Here is a 19,697-nt window from a genome sequence, read left to right on the forward strand (position 1 = left end):
TCGGCCCTTTTTCTTTTCACCCCGGGTCTGGTATTTCTCCGCCGCCGGGGCCCTGTGTTTGCGGCGTTGATCGCCGTCTTGTTGATTATCGATATACACTTATCGAAAAACGATGCAAGGGGTTTTTGCCGAAAAACGATAATTTTTTTTCGATAAGGGATAAAAATATGGGCGAAAATGTGCGGAAACTGGGGCCTGGGCGTCTCGTTATCGCCTCTCATAACGACGGAAAAGTCAAAGAAATCAATGAATTACTCTCTCCCCTCGGGATCGAGGCGGTCTCTGCAAAAAAAATCGGCCTGAATGACCCCGAAGAGACCGGAACGACCTTCACCGAGAACGCCGAATTGAAAGCTCTGGCGGCCGCAAGGGCCTCAGGCCTGCCCGCCCTGGCCGATGACAGCGGCCTTTCCGTGACCGCGCTTTCCGGCGCGCCGGGGATTTTCTCGGCCCGCTGGGCGGGCGAGCCCCGGGATTTCGGCGCCGCCATGAAAAAGGTGGAATCGGCGCTTTTCGATAGCGGGACGGAGGATTTTTCCGCCAAATTCGTCTGCGTCCTCTCGCTCGCCTGGCCCGACGGCCATACGGAGAGCTTCGAGGGCGAGGTGACGGGCGTCTTATGTTTTCCCCCGCGCGGGAATAAAGGCTTCGGCTATGATCCGATCTTCATTCCGGACGGCTACCATGTCAGTTTCGCGGAAATGGAGCCCGATGAAAAACACGCCATCTCCCACCGCGCGGATGCGTTCCGTAAACTGATGAAAGCGCATTTTTGATGTTGAAAAAGTTTCTTGCCGCACTGGCCTTTCTTTCCCTGGCCGCATGCGCATCCACCGGAGAAAAGGTTCAGGAAGCCGAAACACTTCCGCCGCCGTCGCTTGAAAAAATCGCGGACAATGTCTGGATTCACAAGAGCTACGACTATGTCAGCGGCTGGGGGCTTGTGCTGTCGCAGGGACTTGTCGTTAAAACCGAGGGCGGCGTCGCTCTTGTCGATACGGCGTGGACCGACGAAGAAACCGAAGCGCTTCTTTCCCTCATCAACGCAGAGCTGGGCGAAAGCCCGGACATCGCCATCGTGACGCACGCCCATGCCGACAAGATGGGTGGGATGAAAGCGTTGCAGGACAATGGCATTGGCGGCCGGGCGCACCCATTCACCAATGAAGACGCACCGGCGCGCGGGCTTCGCAAAACCATGTTCTCCATTCTCGACGGCAAGACCCGTGAAATGTTGCTCGGCCTCGAAGGCGAGGAAGGAGTCACCGTTTTCTACCCCGGCGCCGGACACACACGCGACAACATCGTCGTTTATTACGCCCCGGCGAAAGTCCTGTTCGGCGGATGCCTGATCCGACCCGGCGCTTCAAAAAACCTTGGCAACACCGCCGATGGCGATGTGGACCACTGGGCGCAGGCGGTCAGAAACGTCGCCGAGGCCTTTCCCGACGCTGAAATCGTGATCCCGAGCCACGGCCCCATGGGCGGGCGAGAACTGCTCGATCACACGATTGAACTGGCGGAAGAGGCGGCCGCCGCGCAGTGAACAAACCTCTCGGCGTCTATGTTCACTGGCCTTATTGCGCGCGTATCTGTCCCTATTGCGATTTCAACGTCTACAAAAACCGCGCCATCGACGCGGACGCATGGATCGCGGCGCTGACGCGCGATCTTGAAAAGTATGCTGCGCGAACGCCAGGCCAGAAACTGACAAGCCTTTATTTCGGCGGCGGGACGCCGTCACTGGCGCCGCTTCCTGTGATCGAGAGCGTCATCGACACTTGCGCACATCTGTGGGGGTTCGAAGGCGGCGCCGAAATCACGCTGGAAGCCAATCCGACGGATGCGGAACAATCCCGCTTCGACGGTTTTGCGAGCGCGGGTGTCAACCGCCTGTCTCTTGGGGTTCAGAGCTTGCGCGATGATGCGCTGAAGTTTCTCGGTCGCGATCATGACGCCGAGTCTGCGAAGCGCGCTATTGAAGCGGCGCAGGCCGCCTTCCCCCGCATCACCTTCGATCTGATTTACGGACGCCCCGGCCAGCCCCTTCAGGACTGGCGTGATGAGCTTTCCGAAGCGCTGGCGCTCGGGGCCCCGCATCTGTCGCTCTACCAGCTCACCATCGAACCCGGGACAGCCTTCGCCAAAGCTGTCGACAAGGGCCGCTGGACGCCGCCGGAGGACGACGTCACCGCTGACATGTATGAGGCCGCACAGGAGATGACGGCGGGGGCCGGCCTTCCCGCCTATGAAATTTCAAACCACGCAAAACCGGGCGAAGAAAGCCGGCACAATCTCGTCTATTGGACCTATGGCGACTATGTGGGCGTCGGTCCCGGCGCGCATGGACGCTTAACGGAAAACGGCGCGCGCATCGCCACGGAAACGCCGCTTGCGCCGAAAGACTATCTCGACGGCGCGCCGCATATGGAAACGACGCTCAGCGCGAGTGAGGCGACCATAGAACGTCTCTCCATGGGGCTGCGGCTGCGCAACGGCATACCCTTTACCGAAGCCGATGCTTTTTTCACTGAAGCCGGGTCCTATGAACGTCTCGACCGGCTGATCGGCGACGGCCTCCTCGCCTGGGACGGGGACCTGCTTGTCGCCACGGATGACGGCCGGCGCATTTTGAACCGCATCCTTTACGAACTCTTCGCTTGAGGCCACAACAGGCGCCCATGAACGATATTTCCGACATCGCCCATCTTGTGGAGCTTGCCGTGGCGCCGGTTTTCCTTCTGGCGGGCATCGGCGCGCTCTTGAACGTTGTCACGTCTCGTCTTGGCCGCGTCGTCGATCGCGCGCGCCACCTTGAAGACCGCCTCTATGCGCCGAGAAACGACGAGGAGGCCGCACGCGCGCGCACAGAACTTATCTCCCTTGATCGGCGCATGCTCCTCGCTCAGCGTGCGATCTTTTTATTCTCCACCGCCGCCCTGTTGATCTGTCTCGTGGTCGCCGCGATTTTCATTGGCGAGTTTATCGACCTCGCCGTGCCGGCGCTTGTCGCCATGATCTTCATCGCCACCATGTTCGCCATGATCGCGGGGCTTGCGCTGTTTCTCATGGAAATCTCCATCGCCACGAAAGTATTGCGCGTGCGTGCGGATCTGTTTTCGAAATGACTGCGATGCGACCGTTAAACGCTCGTGAGGTCATGATCGAACGGTTCGAACAGGATGGCCGCCACTGGTTTCGCTCCGCCGTCAGCCCGGCCAATCTCATGGCGATAGAAAACTATTGCCGGGCGGAGGGGCGTCCGGGCGCAAGGCTCAATCTTGATTTCCAACGACGCCGATTGTTCGGACCTGGAAGCGAGATTGGCGCGCAGATTCGGAAAATTCTCCCCGGCGCCTTTCCCGTAAGGCTACTCGCTTTCGACAAGAACGAAGCGAACAACTGGACTCTGCCCTGGCATCAGGACCGGGTGATTGCTGTAAAGAAAAAAGCTGCGGCGTCCGGCTTTACCAATTGGTCGCGAAAAGGCGAAATTTGGCATTGCGAAGCGCCGCTTCCGCTGCTCTCGCGCATGGTCTTTGTGCGTCTTCATCTCGATACGGCGACCAGTGACAACGGGGCCATGGACATCGCCGTCGGCTCACACCGGAAAGGCTTCGTGAAATCCGAAAATGCGGGCGGTGAGGCTGAAAGCCTGCCTATTGAACCCTGCGTGGCGGATCGCGGAGATCTTCTGGTCTTAAAAATGCTGACGCTCCATCGGTCGCAAGCATCGCATGACGCCTCACCGCGTCGCGCCGTTCGTATCGATTACGCGGCGGACCCATTGCCTTCTCCGCTGGAGTGGGCGTTCGCCTAGCTTCTCAACACCAACCGTTTACGCCAAAGTGGAATGATGACCCCGGAAGAACGAGAACGCTACGCACGCCATATCCTGCTCCGCGAAGTGGGCGGACAGGGCCAGCAGAAACTTCTTGCCGCGCGCGTGCTGGTGGTTGGCGCGGGCGGGCTCGGCAGTCCGATCCTTTCCTATCTCGCCGCCGCCGGCGTCGGAACGATTGGCGTATCAGACAGCGATACGGTCGCGCTTTCCAATCTTCAACGGCAAACGCTCTTTCGCACAGAAGATGTGGGCCGCGAAAAAACCGCCGCGGCGAAAGAGGCGATTGCGCGCCTCAACCCTCATGTGGCCGTGACGACGCATCCACAAGTCACGGACGACAATGCAACCGAAATCGTCTCCGCTTATGATCTCGTGGTCGAGGGCGTCGATAATTTCGCTGCGCGCTATGCGCTCAACCGGGCATGCATCAAGGAAAAGAAACCGCTCGTCTCCGCCGCTGTAGGCCGGTTCGAAGGACAACTCGCGACCTTCAAATCTTTCGAGCAACCGGGCGTTTTGCCCTGTTATCGCTGCCTTGTGCCGGAAGAACCGCCGCGCGACGAACAGGTCAATTGCGCGGAGGAAGGCGTTCTCGGCGCCGTGACCGGCGTCATGGGAACGCTCGCCGCCATGGAAGTTCTGAAAGAACTTCTCGGCGTCGGCGAGAACCTCGCCGGGCGGCTCATGATCTATGACGGGCTTGGCGCCGCATTCCGCACGGTCCGGCTCAACGCGGATCCCACTTGCCCCGATTGCGGCGCACACGGATCAAGCTAGAAATTTTCAGGTGATCAATCGTCGAGGGTGATGACGACGACGCTGCCATGGGTGACGGAAACTTTGGTCTCGTCGAAACGCGGTTTTCTGAGCTTCGGCTTCACGCCATTGGAGAACGCCACAGGCTCTTTCGGACGGCCGAGAATTTTGCCGCGATTAAGAACGCCGTCGCCATTCTCATCGAGATAGGCGGCGAAGGCGTATTCGCCGGGCTCCAGATCGCCGAGCGGCAAGACGGCGACGCCCTCTTCATCGGTATAGGCTTCGAATTTCGCCCAGGCCTGCTCGAGGAAGGCTTCCTCGCTGTTATAGATCGTAAGGCGCACAGCCTGCCCCGGCGCGGCCTTGAACTCGGTGTTCACAGCGGCGACCACATGAGCCGGGTCTGCATATTTGGCGAAGACAGGATCGGCGGGCACAGAATCCGCGTGCGCGACGCCAGCGGCCGCCAACAACACCCCGATCCCCAGAACTCGACGCACGATACGCTCTCTTTCAACGGCCCTTTTCGGGCTTTCGAACTGACGGCCTCGAATTTCGGTTGGGCCGTTTCCAATCAGGCCGGGCGTTCTTCGCACCCGCACAAATCATCTAGTGCAAAATCGGCTGAGCGCAAGCGCCTTTTACCGATCCTTAAGACAATCATGCCCCCGGAAACTTGCGATTCAACTAAAATTGCGGAAACACTCGCAGGTTGTGACGAAGATGTTACCGGCTGGCCACGCCCCCGGTCACGAAACCGGCGATTTTCGGCATCCAGGGCAGGTAGCGCTGGTCCATCTCCACAATGCGAAAATCGGCTGACGACACCATCTCCGCCGGCTTGCGGTTCAGGTGGCATCCGCCGGCGAGCTTGCCCCACAGGCCGTTGACGCGATTTTGCCACCGGGCGACGCCCTTATCCGGCGCGGCGCCATGCTCAAGGAACACCAGCTTGCCGCCCGGTTTCAGAACCCGCCGCATGCCCGCCAGCGCCTCCTCCACCCCGGGAATGGTGCACAGGGAAAACGTCACCAGCACCGTGTCCACAGATTCATCTGCGAGGGGAATTTCCTCGCCCGGCAGATCGAGCCATTCCAGAGGAAAGGACAGATCCCTGACCCGGGGCGCCGCAAGCTTGCGCCACGCCGCCGAAGGCTCCAGCGCATAAAGATGCGTGATCTTTGATTGATCGTAATAAGGAATATTATGGCCGGAACCGAAGCCGATCTCGAGAACGCGGCCTTCCGCTTTCGGGACGATCCGCTCGCGTTCCTTTGATATCTGTCCGGATCCGCAGATGCAGGAGACGAGGCGCGGCTCGACATGATCAGCGTAAAATCCCATCGCGGTTGTTCCTTTTTTCAACGAGCCGGTGGTCTTAACGCCAGCGCGGGGGATCGAGGCGCCGCCGCGAGACACTAAAGCGTCCATAACTTTTGTTATAGGCCATCCAGTGTTATGGCGCACGCGCGACCTGTCACTGCGATCCATCGGACCCCGTTATGAACAAAACCGCCGGCTTCACCGCGCTGCTTGCCAGCTTCGCCGTCTTTTCCACCGCGCCCTTGCGCGCAGAAGACGCGCCCGCGGCGGCGTTTAAAGATGACGGCGCCACATGGTCTTTTGTATGGGAAAACGACTATTTCGCCGATACCGACCGCAATTACACCAATGGCGTGCGGATTTCCTATTTGTCGGCGCTGAAGAAACCCGAAGGCGTTTCAAGCTTCCTCGCCTACGATCTTCTCGGCGCTCATGACGACGCTGGCGTTCGCCGCGGCTTCGCCGTTGGCCATTCGATCTTCACGCCGGAAGACACGGCGGCAACGCAAGCGCTGCCCGATCAGCACCCTTATGCGGGCTGGCTCTATGGCGAGTACACAGTGGCGGTGGAGCAACGCAATCGCGTCCACCAGATCACCCTGCAGGCGGGCGTCGTCGGTCCCGCAGCGCAGGGCGAATGGCTTCAGAACAACTGGCACGATCTGATCGACGGCGACCCGGTAAATGGCTGGGACAACCAGATCGGCAATGAACCGGGATTTGTTATTTCCTACGACCGGCAGTTTCGCACGCTGCACGAATTCGGCGATGGCGGCTTTGGCGCAGACATCACGCCAAGCGTCGGCGTTTCCCTCGGCAATGTGGATACGCGACTGCGCGGCGGTTTCACCTTGCGCATCGGCAGGGATTTAGACGTAAATCCCTATGGTCCGCCGCGCGTGCGCCCGGCCCTGACTGGCATCGGATCCTTCACGCCGTCAGATCGTGTCAGCTGGTATTTTTTCGCGGGCGTCAACGGCGCCGCCGTCGCACACAACATCTTCCTCGACGGCAGTCTGTTTCGCGACGGCGATCCAAGCGTCGACAAGAACGTGCTGGTCGGCGAAGTGCAGGCGGGCCTCGCACTGCAGTTCCGCCGGGTGCAGCTCGCCTACACCTATGTCACCCGCACCAAAGAATTTGAAATGCAGACAAGCGCACAGCGCTTCGGCGCCGTCAGCGTTTCTGTGAAGTTTTAGCCCGCCTTCGGCAGACGGCCGTCATCAAGGCCAAGGATCACCCGGTCAGGCGGTTTGTGACCGTCGGCGAACATCTTGATGTTGATGATCATGCGCTCGCCCATTTCGATCCGGCTTTCCACGGTCGCCGACGCCATATGCGGCAACAGGACGACGTTCGGCGCCTTGAGCAGTTTCTCGCTGGGCGCGCCGCGCTCATAAACATCGAGCCCGGCGCCGGCGAGACGCCCGCCCTCGATCATCTCTGCAAGCGCGTCTTCATCGACAATCTCGCCGCGGGAGATGTTCACCACATAAGCCTGCGGCTGCAAGAGCTCCAGGCGGCGGCGCGACAGGAGATGAAACGTCGCCGGCGTATGCGGGCAATTGACGGAGACAATATCGACGCGCGCCAGCATCTGGTCGAGACTGTCCCAATAGGTTGCGCCCAGTTCTTCCTCGATATGCGGATTAATAGGCGCGCGGTTGTGATAGTGGATGGACAACCCGAAGGCCTTGGCGCGCCGTGCGATGGCCTCGCCCACGCGGCCAAGACCGATAATGCCGAGCTTCTTGCCGCGCACCCGGCGGCCGAGCATCCAGGTCGGCGACCATCCCTGAAATTGACCCGCCTCCAGGGCTCTGACGCCCTCCACAAGGCGGCGCGGCACGGCGAGGATCAGGGCCATGGCCATGTCGGCGGCGTCCTCAGCGAGGACGGAGGGTGTGTTGGTGACGGTGATTCCACGCTTATTGGCGGCGGCGACATCGATATGATCGACCCCTGCGCCGAAATTGGCGACAAGGCGGAGCCTGTCCCCCGCGGCGTCGAAAAAAGCCGCGTCCAGCTTGTCGCCCAGGGTGGGGGCCAGCACATCGGCGTCCCGGGCGCGCTCCACCAGCGCTGAAGGCGACAGGGGCGCATCGCCATCGTGCAGCACGGCGTCAAAAAGATCGGAAAGCCGCGCCTCCACCGGCGCCGGCAATTTTCGCGTCACCGCGACCCTGACCTTTTTGGCGCTCATCGGACAATTCCTGACATGATGGCGGAGAAGATCGGCGCCGGCCTTGAAATTTTCCCCAAATCCGAAAAAGAGCCCGAAGTTAACCCAAGATTAACGGCTTTGCCGCCACGTAAGGGTTTATTCACTATCTTTGATTTTTTCGAGCGCCTGTTCATGCCGCGTCTGTATTCTGTGTTGTCCGTCAGCCTAATCTCCGCCCTCTATTTGACCGGAGCCGCCCCCGCGGCGCAAGGCGCCGCTATTCAAGATCGGGTGCAAGCCACGGAAAGCGCTGCGGCAGTCACGCCTGTGAAACTGCGCCTCGACACACCGTCAGGCCTGCCGGTGCCGCGGCTGGTTTCCCTCAAGGCGAGCAAGACTTTCTGCCGCTCAGGCCCGAGTTTTTCCCACCCGGTGCGGCTGACCTTCATGCGCGCCGGCCTGCCGGTGATGGTCGTGGCGGAAACCAAAGACCACTGGCGCAAGATCCGGGACGCCGAGGGTGATGAATGCTGGACCCACAAATCCAAGCTTTCCGGCGACGAAACCGCGCTTGTGCTGGAGGACGGGCTCGCCTTGCGGGCCCGCCCCGACGCCACCGCCCCGGCCCGGGCGCGGCTCGGCCGCGGCGTGATCGCCCATGTGGAGGGCGCAAAAGAGGGCTGGCTGCGGGTTTCCGCCGATGGCCGAAAGGGCTGGGCCCGCGCCTCGGCGTTCTGGGGGGCCAGAGCCGATGCGCCGCTGGCCGGCGCGCTCAGCCCCTGAATGTTGCGACGCATAATTGACCCTGTGCGGACGCGCCTTTACCAAGCGCCCACAGCGCGCGACAATCGTCTAAGCGCAAATCACAACTGAACAGGGCGCATGACGGAACAAAAAAACAGTTTCAGCCGCGAGGAGCTCCTCGAGTGCGGCTATCATGGACTTCGCGGACCCGGCACGGCGCAATTGCCCGTGCCGCCCATGTTGATGTTCGACCGGATCACAGAGATCACGTCCGATGGCGGCGCCTATGGCAAAGGCTACGCCAGGGCGGAGCTCGACATCAATCCCGATCTCTGGTTCTTCGATTGTCACTTTCCGGGCGACCCGGTGATGCCGGGCTGTCTCGGCCTCGACGCCCTCTGGCAAATGGTGGGGTTCTTTCTTACATGGTCTGGACATCCCGGCCATGGACGCGCGCTCGGCGCCAAGGATGTGCGTTTTTCCGGCATGGTGGTGCCGTCTGCAAAACGCGTCACCTATGAACTCAATATCCGGCGCATGATGGCGCGTCCCCTGATCCTCGGCATCGCTGACGGCGTCATGAAAGTCGACGACCGGCAGATTTACGAAGCCAAGGATTTGCGGGTCGGACTTTTCTCGCGCGAACAGCTCGACGCGGGCCTGTCGCTTTAGGGCGACGATCACACGTTTTCGGCGGAAGGCGAAAGGAAGCTTATGCGGCGCGTAGTTATTACCGGTATGGGAGTCGTCTCATCCATCGGCGCCAATGTGGAAGAGGTGAAGACATCGCTCTATGAGGGACGTTCTGGCGTCGCCCATGACTCCAGTTTCGCCGAGCATGGTTTTAAATGCCAGGTTTCAGCGCGCCCCTCCGTCAACATTGAAGAAGCCCTCGACCGGCGCACGCGCCGTTTCATGGGCGACGGCGCCGGCTGGAATTACATCGCCATGAAAGAGGCGCTGGAGCAGTCCGGCCTCACCGACGATCAGGTCAGCCATCCCATGACCGGCATCATCATGGGCTCGGGCGGGCCTTCCACGAAAGCAATCGTCGAAGCCGCCGACATCACGCGCAAAACCGGCGCCACCAAGAAAATCGGTCCCACCGTGGTGCCCAAGGCCATGGGTTCGACCAACTCGGCGACGCTCGCCGTGCCCTTCAAGATTCTCGGCGTCAATTATTCGATTTCCTCCGCATGCGCCACATCGGTGCATTGCATCGGCGCCGCAGCGGAGCAGATCATGTGGGGGAAACAGGACGTTGTTTTCGCCGGCGGCGGCGAAGAGCTCGACTGGACCCTCGCCAATATTTTCGACGCCATGGGCGCCATGTCCACAAACTTTAATGACCGCCCGGAAGTCGCGAGCCGCGCCTATGACAGGGATCGCGACGGCTTCGTCATCGCCGGCGGCGCGGCGACCGTTGTTCTCGAAGAATATGAATACGCCAAGAAACGCGGCGCAAATATTCTGGGTGAAATCGTCGGCTATTTCGCCAACTCAGACGGTTACGACATGGTGCAATTGTCAGGCGAAGGCGCCGTCCGGTGCATGCGCGGCGCGCTTGAAACCGCACGCCAGCCAATCGACTATGTGAACCCGCACGGCACCTCAACGCCGGTCGGCGATCAGAAAGAAACGGCGGCCATTCGCGAAGTGTTCGGCTCGGAAATCCCGCCCTTCTCGTCGACGAAATCCCTGACCGGCCACTCCCTCGGCGCCGTGGGCGCGCAGGAACTGGTCTATGGCCTCATCATGATGCGCGACAAGTTTCTCGCCGCGTCGGCTCATATTGAAAATCTGGATCCGGAATTTGAGGATCTTCCCGTCATCCGTGAGCGCGTGGACAATGCAAAAGTCGACTGTTTCCTCACCAACTCCTTCGGCTTCGGCGGCACCAATGGCTGCCTCGTCGTCGCGAAAGTCTAAAAATTGAGCCAGGAATCCCTGATCGCCGGGCTGGTGGCGGCGCTGATCGCCAGCGCCGGGCTGTGGTGGTTTCGCCTCATCCTGCCGGTTGTCAAAAAACAGCCCAAAGAAACACGCTTCGGCGTTTACGCGATTGTCTGGCTCGCTTATTTCATTCTCACCATGATCGTGATCGATCGCAGCGGCGCTTAAGACGCGATGTTTCGCGCATAAGCCGCAGGCGACAAGCCGAACACGCGGATAAAATGCCGGTTCAAATGACTTTGATCATAAAAGCCGCAGTCACCCGCGATGGACGATAGTTTCTCTCCTTTTATCAGCCGCGTATGCGCCGCCGATAGTCTTCTGGCGATCAGATAAGCATAGGGCGTAGAACCGACTTGTTTTTTAAATATGGAAATAAGATGTGGCGCGCTTAAATCCGCGACGCAAGCCAGCTGTTCCAGCGAAATGTCTTGTGCGTGATACGCGTCGATATAATCTCGGACGCGAGAAATCCGTTCGTCGCAACCTTGCATTGCAGCAGGCGCTTCTTCACGGGTTTCGTCACACAAGCCGCCAAGCGTTTCCAAAAGAACGGTATCCCTGCACAACCGTTCGCAGGTCGGCTTCGAGAGCGCCATCAAGCATTTCGCTGCGTTGCGCGCCATGACCGTCCCCTGTTTTATCGGCTCATCGAACCGGACATGCGCCCAATCCTGAAGGCCTAGCAACCGCGACAAGGCGCTGAGCGTCACATACAAAGAACAGTAACTCCACGCGCTGCCCTCATATGAACGACCGCCGTGCATGGTGTCGGGCGGAATAAGATAAACGGCCCCGCCGCCAACCCGTATGCGTTCACTGCGCAGTTGCACTTCCTCACATCCGGAAACAACAACGCCGAGCGTCAATCCTTCGTGAACATGCAAAGGAAAAGAAAAATCTCCGCAAACCCCGCGCGCGATCTCAATGCCCTGTCCAAGCGATCTCACATCGCTTTTGAACCCGGACCACCGTTTTTCTACGGCTTTGCTACTCACCACATCACCTTAATATTGTCCAAGACAGCGGCTCCGCATTTGGATCAAGCTTGCCGTTTCGTATTCCGATCTGCAAGGAACCGTATAATGGCCGTCATTCCCAGAGTTGTCCGTTTTCGCCGCATTCTCGCGTTTATCTGCGCCGTTGCCCTATGCCTGGTCGCATGCCCGTCTTTCGCCAAGGAGCCGCCTCGTCATCAAGAACAAAAAGTGTTGATTGAGGCTGGCGACATCATGCTCGGCGCGACGCTTTACCGGCCGGCCAGCGTGACCGGCGCAGTGCCGGCAATCGTCACAGCTCACGGCTCTGCGCCGTCCACGAGAGAGGGTGTCGGTTTCTACACCAATCGCGCTCTGGAAATGGGCTTCGCTGTCCTTTCTTTTGACAAGCGCGGCACGGGAGACTCTTCCGGTGAGTATGAAGCCTTTACAGTCGAACAATCCGACCGGATTTTCCACGACCTCGCCATGGATGTCGTCTGGTCCGTTCGCTGGCTCGCAAAGCAGGATCGTATTGATGCTTCGCGCATCGGCCTTCTTGGCGGCAGCCAGGCCGGATGGGTCATGCCCTTGGCCGCGTCCAATGAGCCTCTCGTCAAATTCATCATTATCGGAGAGGGCGTGCCGCTGAGCGCAGGCGAAGAGGCCGTTCATGAGAACTATCTTCTCACTCACGCACCTGACGCCGGGACCTACGATGAACTGCCCATCGCGGAGGCCGATCAAGCCCTCTATCAGTATGACGGCATGACCGGCTATGACCCGGCGCCTCAGCTCGAAGCGCTCGACATCCCTGTCCTCTGGTTTTTCGGGCTACGCGATTGGGTAATCCCTGTGACGCCTTCCATTGACAGGCTGGAAGCGCTGATAAGCTCAGGGAAGTCGAATCACGAGGTTCACGTGTTTGCCTTTGGCGACCACAATTTCACCAATAGGGCGACGGGTGAACGTTACGATCTGGTCGCCATTATGCAGCCATGGCTCATGAAACACGGCTTTCTGGACTAAATCTCCGGACTTTTCGGCAAATCCTGCCTCCGGCGCTTTCACCTCGCCGCCTGCTTCGCTAAAAACCGCCTAGCGCAAGGGCGTCCGCAATAAATCGGATCGCCACTGCTGGTTTTATCGGCGTTGCCGCCCAGGCGTTCGCCAGAAAGCAAAGGAATATATTATGAGCGCAGAGGGCCAGTTTCCTGCAGGCGATCTGATGAAAGGCAAGCGCGGCCTCATCATGGGCGTCGCCAACAAGAACTCCATCGCCTGGGGCATCGCGCAGCAGCTCGCCGCGCAAGGCGCAGAGCTTTGCTTTTCCTATATTCCCGCCATGGAAAGCCGGGTGCGCCAGCTCGCCGAAACCATCGGCGTTGAGTTTTTGGTCGAGGCCGATGTCATGAACGATGACGACATGGACAAGGCGTTCGCCGAAATCAAAGACAAATGGGGCAAGATCGACTTTCTGGTCCACGCCATCGCGTTCACCGACAAGGAGGCGCTGAAAGGCTCCTTCGTCGAAAATACAACGCGGCAAAACTTCAAAGACACGATGGATGTGTCGGCATTCTCTTTCGTTGATGCGGCGCGCCGGTCGGCGGAAATCATGCCCGATGGCGGCGCGATGGTGACGCTCACCTATCTCGGCTCTGAGCGCATCGTTCCGAACTACAATGTTATGGGCGTCGCCAAGGCTGCACTCGAAGCCTCCATGCGTTATGTAGCGCGCGACCTCGGCCCCAAAGGCATTCGCGTCAACGCCATCTCCGCCGGGCCGATGAAAACACTGGCCATGGCCGGCATCACCGGCGGGCGTCAGCTGATGTCCACGGGCCGCGACTGGTCGCTCCTGAAAGAGGACACCACCATGGAAGGCGTCGCAGGCTCAGCGCTTTATCTGTTGTCTGATCTTGGCTCCTCCTGCGCGGGCGAGGTGCTCCATGTGGATGCCGGCTTCCACGCCGTCGCCGTGCCCGACATGTCAAACCTGTCTTGACCGCTGACGACATTATCGCCGCGCTAAAACTCCAGCCGCATCCCGAAGGCGGCTGGTTCCGGGAAACCTGGCGGGCGGACGCGGTAGGCAACACGCGCGCCAGCGGCACAGCAATCTATTATCTCCTGAAAGCCGGCGAACGCTCCCATTGGCATCGCGTCGATGCGACGGAAATCTGGCATTATTACGCTGGCGCGCCGCTGAAGCTGTCGATTTCTGAAGACGGAAAAACCCAGGAGGATTTAATCCTCGGCCCCGATCTTTCCGAAGGCGAGACGCCGCAACACATCGTGCCGCCCCATGGCTGGCAAGCGGCGCAAAGCTTAGGCGACTTCACCCTGGTCGGCTGCACCGTGTCGCCAGCCTTTGAATTTTCCGGTTTTGAAATGGCGCCGCCCGATTGGACGCCAAAGGGCTGATTATTTCACCGCGGCCTTTTCAAGATAAGGCGCCGGATCGACCAGCATATAGCCCGGCGTCTGTTTCGCGAAATGATCGAGCCAGAATTTGTGGCCGGCGCCGTAGACAATCACAACGCGGTCGCCGGGCTTGGTCACCTGCACCAGCTTTGAAAAAATCTTGGCGTTGCGCATAAACCAGTAGGCCTGAAGTTCGGCGCCGGGCTGCGTTTCGCCGCGATCATAAAAGAAAGTGCGATAATAAAATTCCGGACTAGACAACTCGCCGCCCGAATTGAACATCAGCAATAAATCCGCGACGGAATTATCTTTCTGAGTTGCGCTGAAATCCGCCATCAAATTTTGAATATCGCCAATCTGTCCTTGTAGCGCCTCAGCCTGACCGGTCTCCTCCGCATGCGCCATCAGTTCGCCAAACGGAAAATAATCGGGCTCATCATCGCTCGGTTGCTCGTCAATGCCATAAACGCGCGCAACGCCCTGCATATTGGCCAGACGATAGGCGATCTGATAGCGCTCATCGGCGTTTTGCGTCAGCATTTCCGGCGTGAAGGCCTGATATTTCGGATCCACATAATCCGGCGCGTCGGTAATGCGCTCGACAGCGACGACGGTCGGATTGAACGCCGCCAGCGCTTCCGCCACCGCCGCAATTTCCGCCTGACGCACCTCGGTCAGCATGCTTTCAATCTCGGCATTCGCCACATCCTGACCGGGATTGCCCATATGGAACGAGCCGATCACCATCACCTGAACGGCGTCTGGATCAACTTTCGCTGTTTCAATCGGCGCGGCTGTCGCGCAGGCAGCCACGCCCAACGACACAACAACCATCAAAAATCGTTTCATCATCGCCCTCGTCTTCCCGCTAAGCCATGAAGCTGCCGAAACGGCTATGGCCCGTAAAGGCGTTTGCGGCGAACGCCCTTGCAGGCGCGATAGCTCGAGGCCCGTCACTCTTCGCTCGGGTGAGCCACAAACACGATTGGCAAATTCCCATCCTTGTCCGGAGCATTCGCGACGCTGACACGCGTTATGGCGTCATAACCGAGCGCGCCGATATCGGCAGCCGCATGCCAAATGGAATCGCTGGCGAAGTCATAGGTCATTAACTGCGTTCCCATTGAAGAGTAGGCCATGACCGGGAGCCCCCCTTCGCCGAAAACCAGAAAAAAATCCTGAGCCCCGGGCGGTAAATCCAGCACGGGTTCAGCCGCGCCGCTCGCAACATCGACGGCGACGATTTCATACTGACCGGCGCCACCATCTTGTCCTGAGCCATCGCCGCGCGCAGCGAACAACGTGGCGCCGTCAGGAGACGCCAGCAGAACCCGCCCTACATTTTCAAATATGTCGCGGGCCTCGCCCGTCGCAACATCAACAAACTGCAACATCGGCGGCTCGCTGCGATAAAAGACGGCCACTGTCGACCCGCCCTGCAACCATTCATAATAGCCGACCGGGCCGGTCTCGATGACGGCGGCGCCGGCGTCTCCGCTTTCGCGAAGCGCATGAACGCGCGTCATTTCACCGTCTTCGCTTTCCTGAATGAACGAGACGCCGCCACCCGGCGCCGGCTTGGGCGAAAATTCGCTTTTCTCAGGCGTTTGAGTGACTTGGCTCTTTTCGCCGGAAGAGAGATCGTAAACCCAGAGGTCTGTTTTATCATTCTCATTGCCGGCGACGTAATAAAACCTGCCATCGTCAAGCTGCAAAAAAGTCGGCTGATTTTGGTAGGTGGGCGCAGCCAGAAGGGGCTCGATATCAATAATCGAAATAGCGCCGTCATCTGCGTTCAACGCAACCTTTCCCGACAAGATGTGGGCGATCGGCAAGCCGACAATCTCAGGAGCGCCCTCAGATGGCGCCGCATCAGTCTCCGCATCCTTTGACGCATCCGATCCCGGCTGACATCCCGCAGCCAAAACCAGCAGCGCCGCACAGGCGGATTTCAACAAAGAGCTCATTGTTCATTCCTGATGAAAGTGCGCACGTCTTTCGCCAGCGCTTCCAGCGAGGGCTGGTGGATATACATCATGTGGCCAGCTTCATAATAGGTGATGGTCAGGCGCGACCGGTCGAAACCCGGCTGCGCAAGCGTCATTTCCGTCCCGAAAAACGGCGTCGCCAAATCGTAGTAACCGTTCGCCGACAAGACGCGCAGGTCCCTGTTCTGGCGCATCGCCCGCTCCACCCAGGGCGCCACATTCACATATGCGTTCTGGCCGCCGCCATCTTCCGCATCCCAGTTCCAGCCGCGCACGCCGCCAAGGGTCGTGTAGGGTTCGGCGATATCGACGCCGAGATCGCGGCCGAAATAATCGAGCATGCCGGCCGTATAAGCGGCGTCGATGCCATAGGCGGACGGATCATATTCCGGGTTTTCACCAACGCCGTCGGCTTCAACGCCGGTGAAACGCGAGTCGAGACGCCCCACGGCAAGCCCTTCATCGCGCAACAATTCGCGCATAAAGCGGCGCAAGGGGATGCGCATATTCGACCGCGTCACATAGCTTTCCGAAAGGCCGGTGAAGGCCGCAAGCTTCGCCGCGACGGCTTCTTGTTCCGCTTCGGACGCTAACTGGCCTTTGAGCAGCGCCGGCATATAGTCGTCGGTGGCGAAGGCGCGCGCTTCATCGAGGAAGCGCTGCATGTCGCCGCCCCACGCCGCTTTGTCGACCTTGTCGTGATACCACGCGGTCGCGGCGTAACCCGGCATCAGGCCGATATAGCCAACTTCATTACCGGCGTCCGTGGCGTCGAGACCGAAATTCAAAACGGTGGAAATCAGGACAACGCCGTTCACCGCAATATCGGTCCAGCCGCTTTCGAGCGCTTCTAAAAGCGCCGCCGACCGTGTCGTGCCGTAACTTTCGCCAATCAGATATTTCGGAGAGTTCCAGCGCTTGTGTTCAACAAGCCAGCGGCGGATAAATTCGCGCACCGAAGCCGCGTCCTGTTTGACGCCCCAATAATCATCGGTCTTGCCTTCCCCCAGAGTCTTCGACCAGCCGGTGCCCACAGGGTCGATGAACACCATGTCCGCAACGTCAATGATCGATTCCGGATTGGCGATCAGATCAAAGGGCGCCGCGCCGTCATCGTCCGGACCTTCCGGAAGGCGGACCCGCTTTGGTCCGAAGACGCCCATATGAAGCCACAGGGAGGCTGACCCCGGCCCGCCATTAAAGATGAACGCCACCGGCCGCTCGCGTGGATCGGCGAAGCCGTCAGCAATATAAGACGTAGAGAAAATCGACGCGACTTGTTCGCCCTTGTCGTTCTCAATGAAGGTTTCTCCGGCGATAACTTTGTAAGCGACATTGGCGCCGCCCGCCGTCACCCGGGCTTTCGTTTCATAACGGCGCGGCTGATCGCCGTCTTTCGCCGCCGCTGCGTCTTCTTTTTTGTCTTCTTCCTGGGCGGCCGCGCAGGCGGCGCTGAAGGATAGCAATAAGGCGACGGCGACGGTCCGGATGATCATGACGGCTCCTGGCTTTTTTTTGATTTTTGAGGCGCGCTTAAGCGCCCTGTTTTTCCTTGATCCACGCGGTGATCTTGCGGTCGAGAACCGGGAGCGGCATGGCGCCGGTGAGAAGCACTTCGTCGTGGAACTCGCGAATATCGAAATCCGCGCCCAGCGCCTCTTCGGCTTCTTCACGAAGCTCATTGACCTTCAGCATGCCGAGCTTGTAGGCGCAAGCCTGTCCCGGCCAGACGGAATAGCGCTCAACCTCGCGCGTCACTTGATCGATGGTGTCGCCGGTGACCCCTTGCATATAATCGATCGCCTGCTCGCGGCTCCATTGCTTGTGATGAAGCCCTGTATCAACAACCAGCCGCGTCGCGCGGAAAAGTTCCGACTGCAACCGCGCAAGGTCGCCCAGCGGATCGCCCGCATACATCCCCATTTCCGCCGCGACCTGTTCAGCATAAAGCGCCCAGCCTTCGGAAAACTCCGAATAGCCGAGCATCGTCCGAATCAGCGGCAGGCCGGCGGAACGTTCAAGCGACCGCTGGAAATGATGCCCCGGCACCGCTTCGTGATAGGTCAGGGTTTTGAGCGTGTGCTTCGGCCAGTCCGCGGTGTTCTTGAGGTTGATCCAGAAAATGCCCGGGCGCGATCCGTCAAGCGGCGCGGCGGAATAATATCCACCCGGTGAAGAATCCTGTTCATAGACCGGAATGCGCCGCACCTCGACCTGTTGTTCGGGCAGCGTCCCAAACCAGTCGCCGGCGCGGGCCATGATTTCATCAACCTGTCCGTTGAGGTCGGTGAGGAGCGTTTCTTTCGCCTCGTCAGTGTTCGGGTAACGCATGCCTTCACGCGCGCCAATGGCCGCGAAGCGTTCAGCGACCGAGCCTTGCGTCAGTCCTTGCGCCTTCAAGATCGCATCCATCTCGCCGGAGATGCGCTCGACTTCCGAAAGCCCCAACTGGTGCACTTCATCGGCGGTCAGGCCGCCCGCGCCATAGGCCGACAAGGCGAGTGCGTAAAACGCCGCGCCTTCATCGCCGAGCCGCCAGATGCCGGCGTCGGCGCTCGCCTGGAATTTGAGATTCTCCAGCGCCGCGGCAAGCCGCGCATAAGCGGGATAGACATTCGCCTCGACCATTTCCACTGCGCGCGCCGTCAACGCCGCACGCTCTTCTTCGGAAAGGGCGTCAATATTTTCCAGTTTCGCCGCGAATGTTTTGACCAGCGGATTGTCCGCCGGCGCCGACGCGGTGAAGCCGGCGATGGAATTCATGGCGCCGTCGATCGCGAAGACAGGCGGCGTGACGAGCTGCGCCCCGTCGCCCGTTACTGTTTCAATTGTCTCATCAAACGCGCGGCTGAATTCCGACAGGCGCGCAATGTAATTTTCCGCATCTTGCGGCGTTTCCAACCGGTGCTGGGTCAGCATCAGGCGCGGCAGGTAAAGATGCGGGCCCGACAATTGCGTCACCAGATACGGGCTCGTCGAGGCGTAGGGCGTCGCGCCGCCGAAGGAAAACTGGTTGCGCCGCGCCGCCGTCTGATAGGCGTCGCGCAAGACGTCATAGGTAACCTGCGCCGGACCGGACAGCGTCGACCGGTCGATGCTGCGAATATCCTGCAGGAAATCCTCATTCATGGCGCGCACATCTTCGAAAGCGGCGAACCCATAGCCGCCAAGCCGTGCGCGATAACCGTCGCCGGCGATGTCCTCGCCGACGCCAAGAAAACTCGCGCGCTCCGGCGACGATTTGAGGACCGCCGCCGCATGCCGCGCCGCCATCGCCTCAAGTTGCTCATTGGCGGTGAGAACCGGCGCCGGCGCTGCGGCGGCTGGCGCTTGGCGTTCCGGCGCCGTCGTCTTCTCGCCACAGGCGGCAAGCCCCAGCAACGCAAGACCGCTCATGGCCGCCAGCACTGACTTGTTGTGATTGCGCATCCCCGTCCCTCCCTGGGCTTCCCGTGACCCGATCAGGCGAAGTCTAACCCCCTCCGCGCCTTCGCCAAAGGCTTGCGACTTTTATGGCG

At 59.8% G+C, this 19,697-nt stretch carries 22 protein-coding genes and 1 pseudogene; 14 read left to right on the forward strand and 9 right to left on the reverse strand.

What is annotated here, in order from left to right:
• Window positions 1–167 precede the first annotated feature (167 nt).
• From rdgB to ACFC5L_RS02115, 6 genes are read left to right on the forward strand one after another with little or no spacing between them, the layout of a single operon-like run.
• Window positions 168–776: an RdgB/HAM1 family non-canonical purine NTP pyrophosphatase gene (gene rdgB / locus ACFC5L_RS02090; protein WP_375201940.1), complete on the forward strand. Its 609-nt coding sequence runs from the start codon at window positions 168–170 to the stop codon at window positions 774–776.
• On the forward strand, window positions 776–1,546 hold the full coding sequence (gene bla, locus ACFC5L_RS02095; protein ID WP_375201939.1) for a subclass B1 metallo-beta-lactamase: 771 nt from the start codon (window positions 776–778) through the stop codon (window positions 1,544–1,546). Before rdgB ends, bla begins: the two co-directional genes overlap by 1 nt.
• Window positions 1,543–2,664, forward strand: coding sequence for a radical SAM family heme chaperone HemW (gene hemW / locus ACFC5L_RS02100; RefSeq protein WP_375201938.1), 1,122 nt, complete (start codon window positions 1,543–1,545; stop codon window positions 2,662–2,664). Before bla ends, hemW begins: the two co-directional genes overlap by 4 nt.
• 17 nt (window positions 2,665–2,681) lie before the next feature.
• Complete coding sequence (locus tag ACFC5L_RS02105; protein ID WP_375201937.1) at window positions 2,682–3,128, forward strand: DUF2721 domain-containing protein; 447 nt, start codon at window positions 2,682–2,684, stop codon at window positions 3,126–3,128.
• Complete coding sequence (locus ACFC5L_RS02110; protein ID WP_375201936.1) at window positions 3,125–3,820, forward strand: phytanoyl-CoA dioxygenase family protein; 696 nt, start codon at window positions 3,125–3,127, stop codon at window positions 3,818–3,820. The genes ACFC5L_RS02105 and ACFC5L_RS02110 overlap by 4 nt, the downstream gene beginning before the upstream one ends.
• A gap of 33 nt (window positions 3,821–3,853) precedes the next feature.
• On the forward strand, window positions 3,854–4,621 hold the full coding sequence (locus ACFC5L_RS02115; RefSeq protein ID WP_375201935.1) for a HesA/MoeB/ThiF family protein: 768 nt from the start codon (window positions 3,854–3,856) through the stop codon (window positions 4,619–4,621).
• Window positions 4,622–4,635: 14 nt separating this feature from the next.
• On the opposite strand, the gene ACFC5L_RS02120 is transcribed toward ACFC5L_RS02115, so the two are convergent.
• Complete coding sequence (locus ACFC5L_RS02120) at window positions 4,636–5,103, reverse strand: DUF2141 domain-containing protein (RefSeq protein WP_375201934.1); 468 nt, start codon at window positions 5,101–5,103, stop codon at window positions 4,636–4,638.
• 226 nt (window positions 5,104–5,329) lie between these two features.
• Window positions 5,330–5,947, reverse strand: coding sequence for a class I SAM-dependent methyltransferase (locus ACFC5L_RS02125; protein WP_375201933.1), 618 nt, complete (start codon window positions 5,945–5,947; stop codon window positions 5,330–5,332).
• A 158-nt stretch (window positions 5,948–6,105) separates the two neighbouring features.
• On the opposite strand from ACFC5L_RS02125, the gene ACFC5L_RS02130 reads away from it, so the two are divergent.
• Complete coding sequence (locus tag ACFC5L_RS02130) at window positions 6,106–7,125, forward strand: lipid A deacylase LpxR family protein (RefSeq protein WP_375201932.1); 1,020 nt, start codon at window positions 6,106–6,108, stop codon at window positions 7,123–7,125.
• Here the strand turns inward: ACFC5L_RS02130 and ACFC5L_RS02135 are convergent.
• Window positions 7,122–8,129: a 2-hydroxyacid dehydrogenase gene (locus ACFC5L_RS02135; RefSeq protein WP_375201931.1), complete on the reverse strand. Its 1,008-nt coding sequence runs from the start codon at window positions 8,127–8,129 to the stop codon at window positions 7,122–7,124. The genes ACFC5L_RS02130 and ACFC5L_RS02135 overlap by 4 nt on opposite strands.
• A 153-nt stretch (window positions 8,130–8,282) precedes the next feature.
• Here ACFC5L_RS02135 and ACFC5L_RS02140 point away from each other — a divergent pair, with 153 nt between their 5' ends.
• The 4 genes from ACFC5L_RS02140 to ACFC5L_RS02155 all read left to right on the forward strand — a co-directional run bounded on the left by ACFC5L_RS02140 (window position 8,283) and on the right by ACFC5L_RS02155 (window position 10,955).
• Window positions 8,283–8,873 carry an SH3 domain-containing protein gene (locus ACFC5L_RS02140; protein WP_375201930.1) on the forward strand — a complete coding sequence of 197 codons (591 nt, stop codon included), beginning with the start codon at window positions 8,283–8,285 and terminating at the stop codon, window positions 8,871–8,873.
• A gap of 99 nt (window positions 8,874–8,972) precedes the next feature.
• Window positions 8,973–9,506: a bifunctional 3-hydroxydecanoyl-ACP dehydratase/trans-2-decenoyl-ACP isomerase gene (fabA, locus tag ACFC5L_RS02145; RefSeq protein ID WP_375201929.1), complete on the forward strand. Its 534-nt coding sequence runs from the start codon at window positions 8,973–8,975 to the stop codon at window positions 9,504–9,506.
• Between the two features lie 42 nt (window positions 9,507–9,548).
• Window positions 9,549–10,763, forward strand: coding sequence for a beta-ketoacyl-ACP synthase I (gene fabB / locus ACFC5L_RS02150; protein ID WP_375201928.1), 1,215 nt, complete (start codon window positions 9,549–9,551; stop codon window positions 10,761–10,763).
• Window positions 10,764–10,766: 3 nt separating this feature from the next.
• Window positions 10,767–10,955 (forward strand): hypothetical protein, encoded by a 189-nt coding sequence (locus ACFC5L_RS02155; RefSeq protein ID WP_375201927.1) that lies wholly within the window; start codon window positions 10,767–10,769, stop codon window positions 10,953–10,955.
• Here the strand turns inward: ACFC5L_RS02155 and ACFC5L_RS02160 are convergent.
• Both ACFC5L_RS02160 and ACFC5L_RS02165 read right to left on the reverse strand, forming a co-directional pair.
• Window positions 10,952–11,413, reverse strand: coding sequence for a helix-turn-helix domain-containing protein (locus tag ACFC5L_RS02160; protein ID WP_375210743.1), 462 nt, complete (start codon window positions 11,411–11,413; stop codon window positions 10,952–10,954). The two genes, ACFC5L_RS02155 and ACFC5L_RS02160, sit on opposite strands and share 4 nt — an antisense overlap.
• A gap of 54 nt (window positions 11,414–11,467) precedes the next feature.
• Window positions 11,468–11,788 (reverse strand): annotated as a pseudogene (locus tag ACFC5L_RS02165) (AraC family ligand binding domain-containing protein); the annotation flags it as partial.
• An 84-nt stretch (window positions 11,789–11,872) separates the two neighbouring features.
• Here ACFC5L_RS02165 and ACFC5L_RS02170 point away from each other — a divergent pair.
• The 3 genes from ACFC5L_RS02170 (at window position 11,873) to ACFC5L_RS02180 (ending at window position 14,191) form a co-directional block, all read left to right on the forward strand.
• Window positions 11,873–12,793 (forward strand): alpha/beta hydrolase family protein, encoded by a 921-nt coding sequence (locus ACFC5L_RS02170; protein ID WP_375201925.1) that lies wholly within the window; start codon window positions 11,873–11,875, stop codon window positions 12,791–12,793.
• Window positions 12,794–12,956: 163 nt separating this feature from the next.
• Window positions 12,957–13,772, forward strand: coding sequence for an enoyl-ACP reductase FabI (locus ACFC5L_RS02175; protein WP_375201924.1), 816 nt, complete (start codon window positions 12,957–12,959; stop codon window positions 13,770–13,772).
• Window positions 13,769–14,191, forward strand: a complete 423-nt coding sequence (locus tag ACFC5L_RS02180) for a cupin domain-containing protein (RefSeq protein ID WP_375201923.1) — start codon at window positions 13,769–13,771, stop codon at window positions 14,189–14,191. Before ACFC5L_RS02175 ends, ACFC5L_RS02180 begins: the two co-directional genes overlap by 4 nt.
• Here ACFC5L_RS02180 and ACFC5L_RS02185 read toward each other — a convergent pair whose 3' ends face one another.
• The 4 genes from ACFC5L_RS02185 to ACFC5L_RS02200 form a co-directional block, all read right to left on the reverse strand.
• Window positions 14,192–15,043 carry a DUF5694 domain-containing protein gene (locus ACFC5L_RS02185; RefSeq protein WP_375201922.1) on the reverse strand — a complete coding sequence of 284 codons (852 nt, stop codon included), beginning with the start codon at window positions 15,041–15,043 and terminating at the stop codon, window positions 14,192–14,194.
• Window positions 15,044–15,144: 101 nt separating this feature from the next.
• Window positions 15,145–16,158, reverse strand: coding sequence for a hypothetical protein (locus tag ACFC5L_RS02190; RefSeq protein WP_375201921.1), 1,014 nt, complete (start codon window positions 16,156–16,158; stop codon window positions 15,145–15,147).
• On the reverse strand, window positions 16,155–17,675 hold the full coding sequence (locus ACFC5L_RS02195; protein WP_375201920.1) for a S10 family peptidase: 1,521 nt from the start codon (window positions 17,673–17,675) through the stop codon (window positions 16,155–16,157). The genes ACFC5L_RS02190 and ACFC5L_RS02195 overlap by 4 nt, the downstream gene beginning before the upstream one ends.
• Window positions 17,676–17,712: 37 nt before the next feature.
• A complete protein-coding gene (locus ACFC5L_RS02200; protein WP_375201919.1) occupies window positions 17,713–19,608 on the reverse strand; it encodes a DUF885 domain-containing protein in 1,896 nt (631 codons plus the stop codon).
• Window positions 19,609–19,697: the final 89 nt, after the last annotated feature.

Origin of the sequence: Hyphococcus sp. (assembly GCF_041986965.1) — a bacterium.
Taxonomy (GTDB): Bacteria; Pseudomonadota; Alphaproteobacteria; order Caulobacterales; family Parvularculaceae; genus Hyphococcus.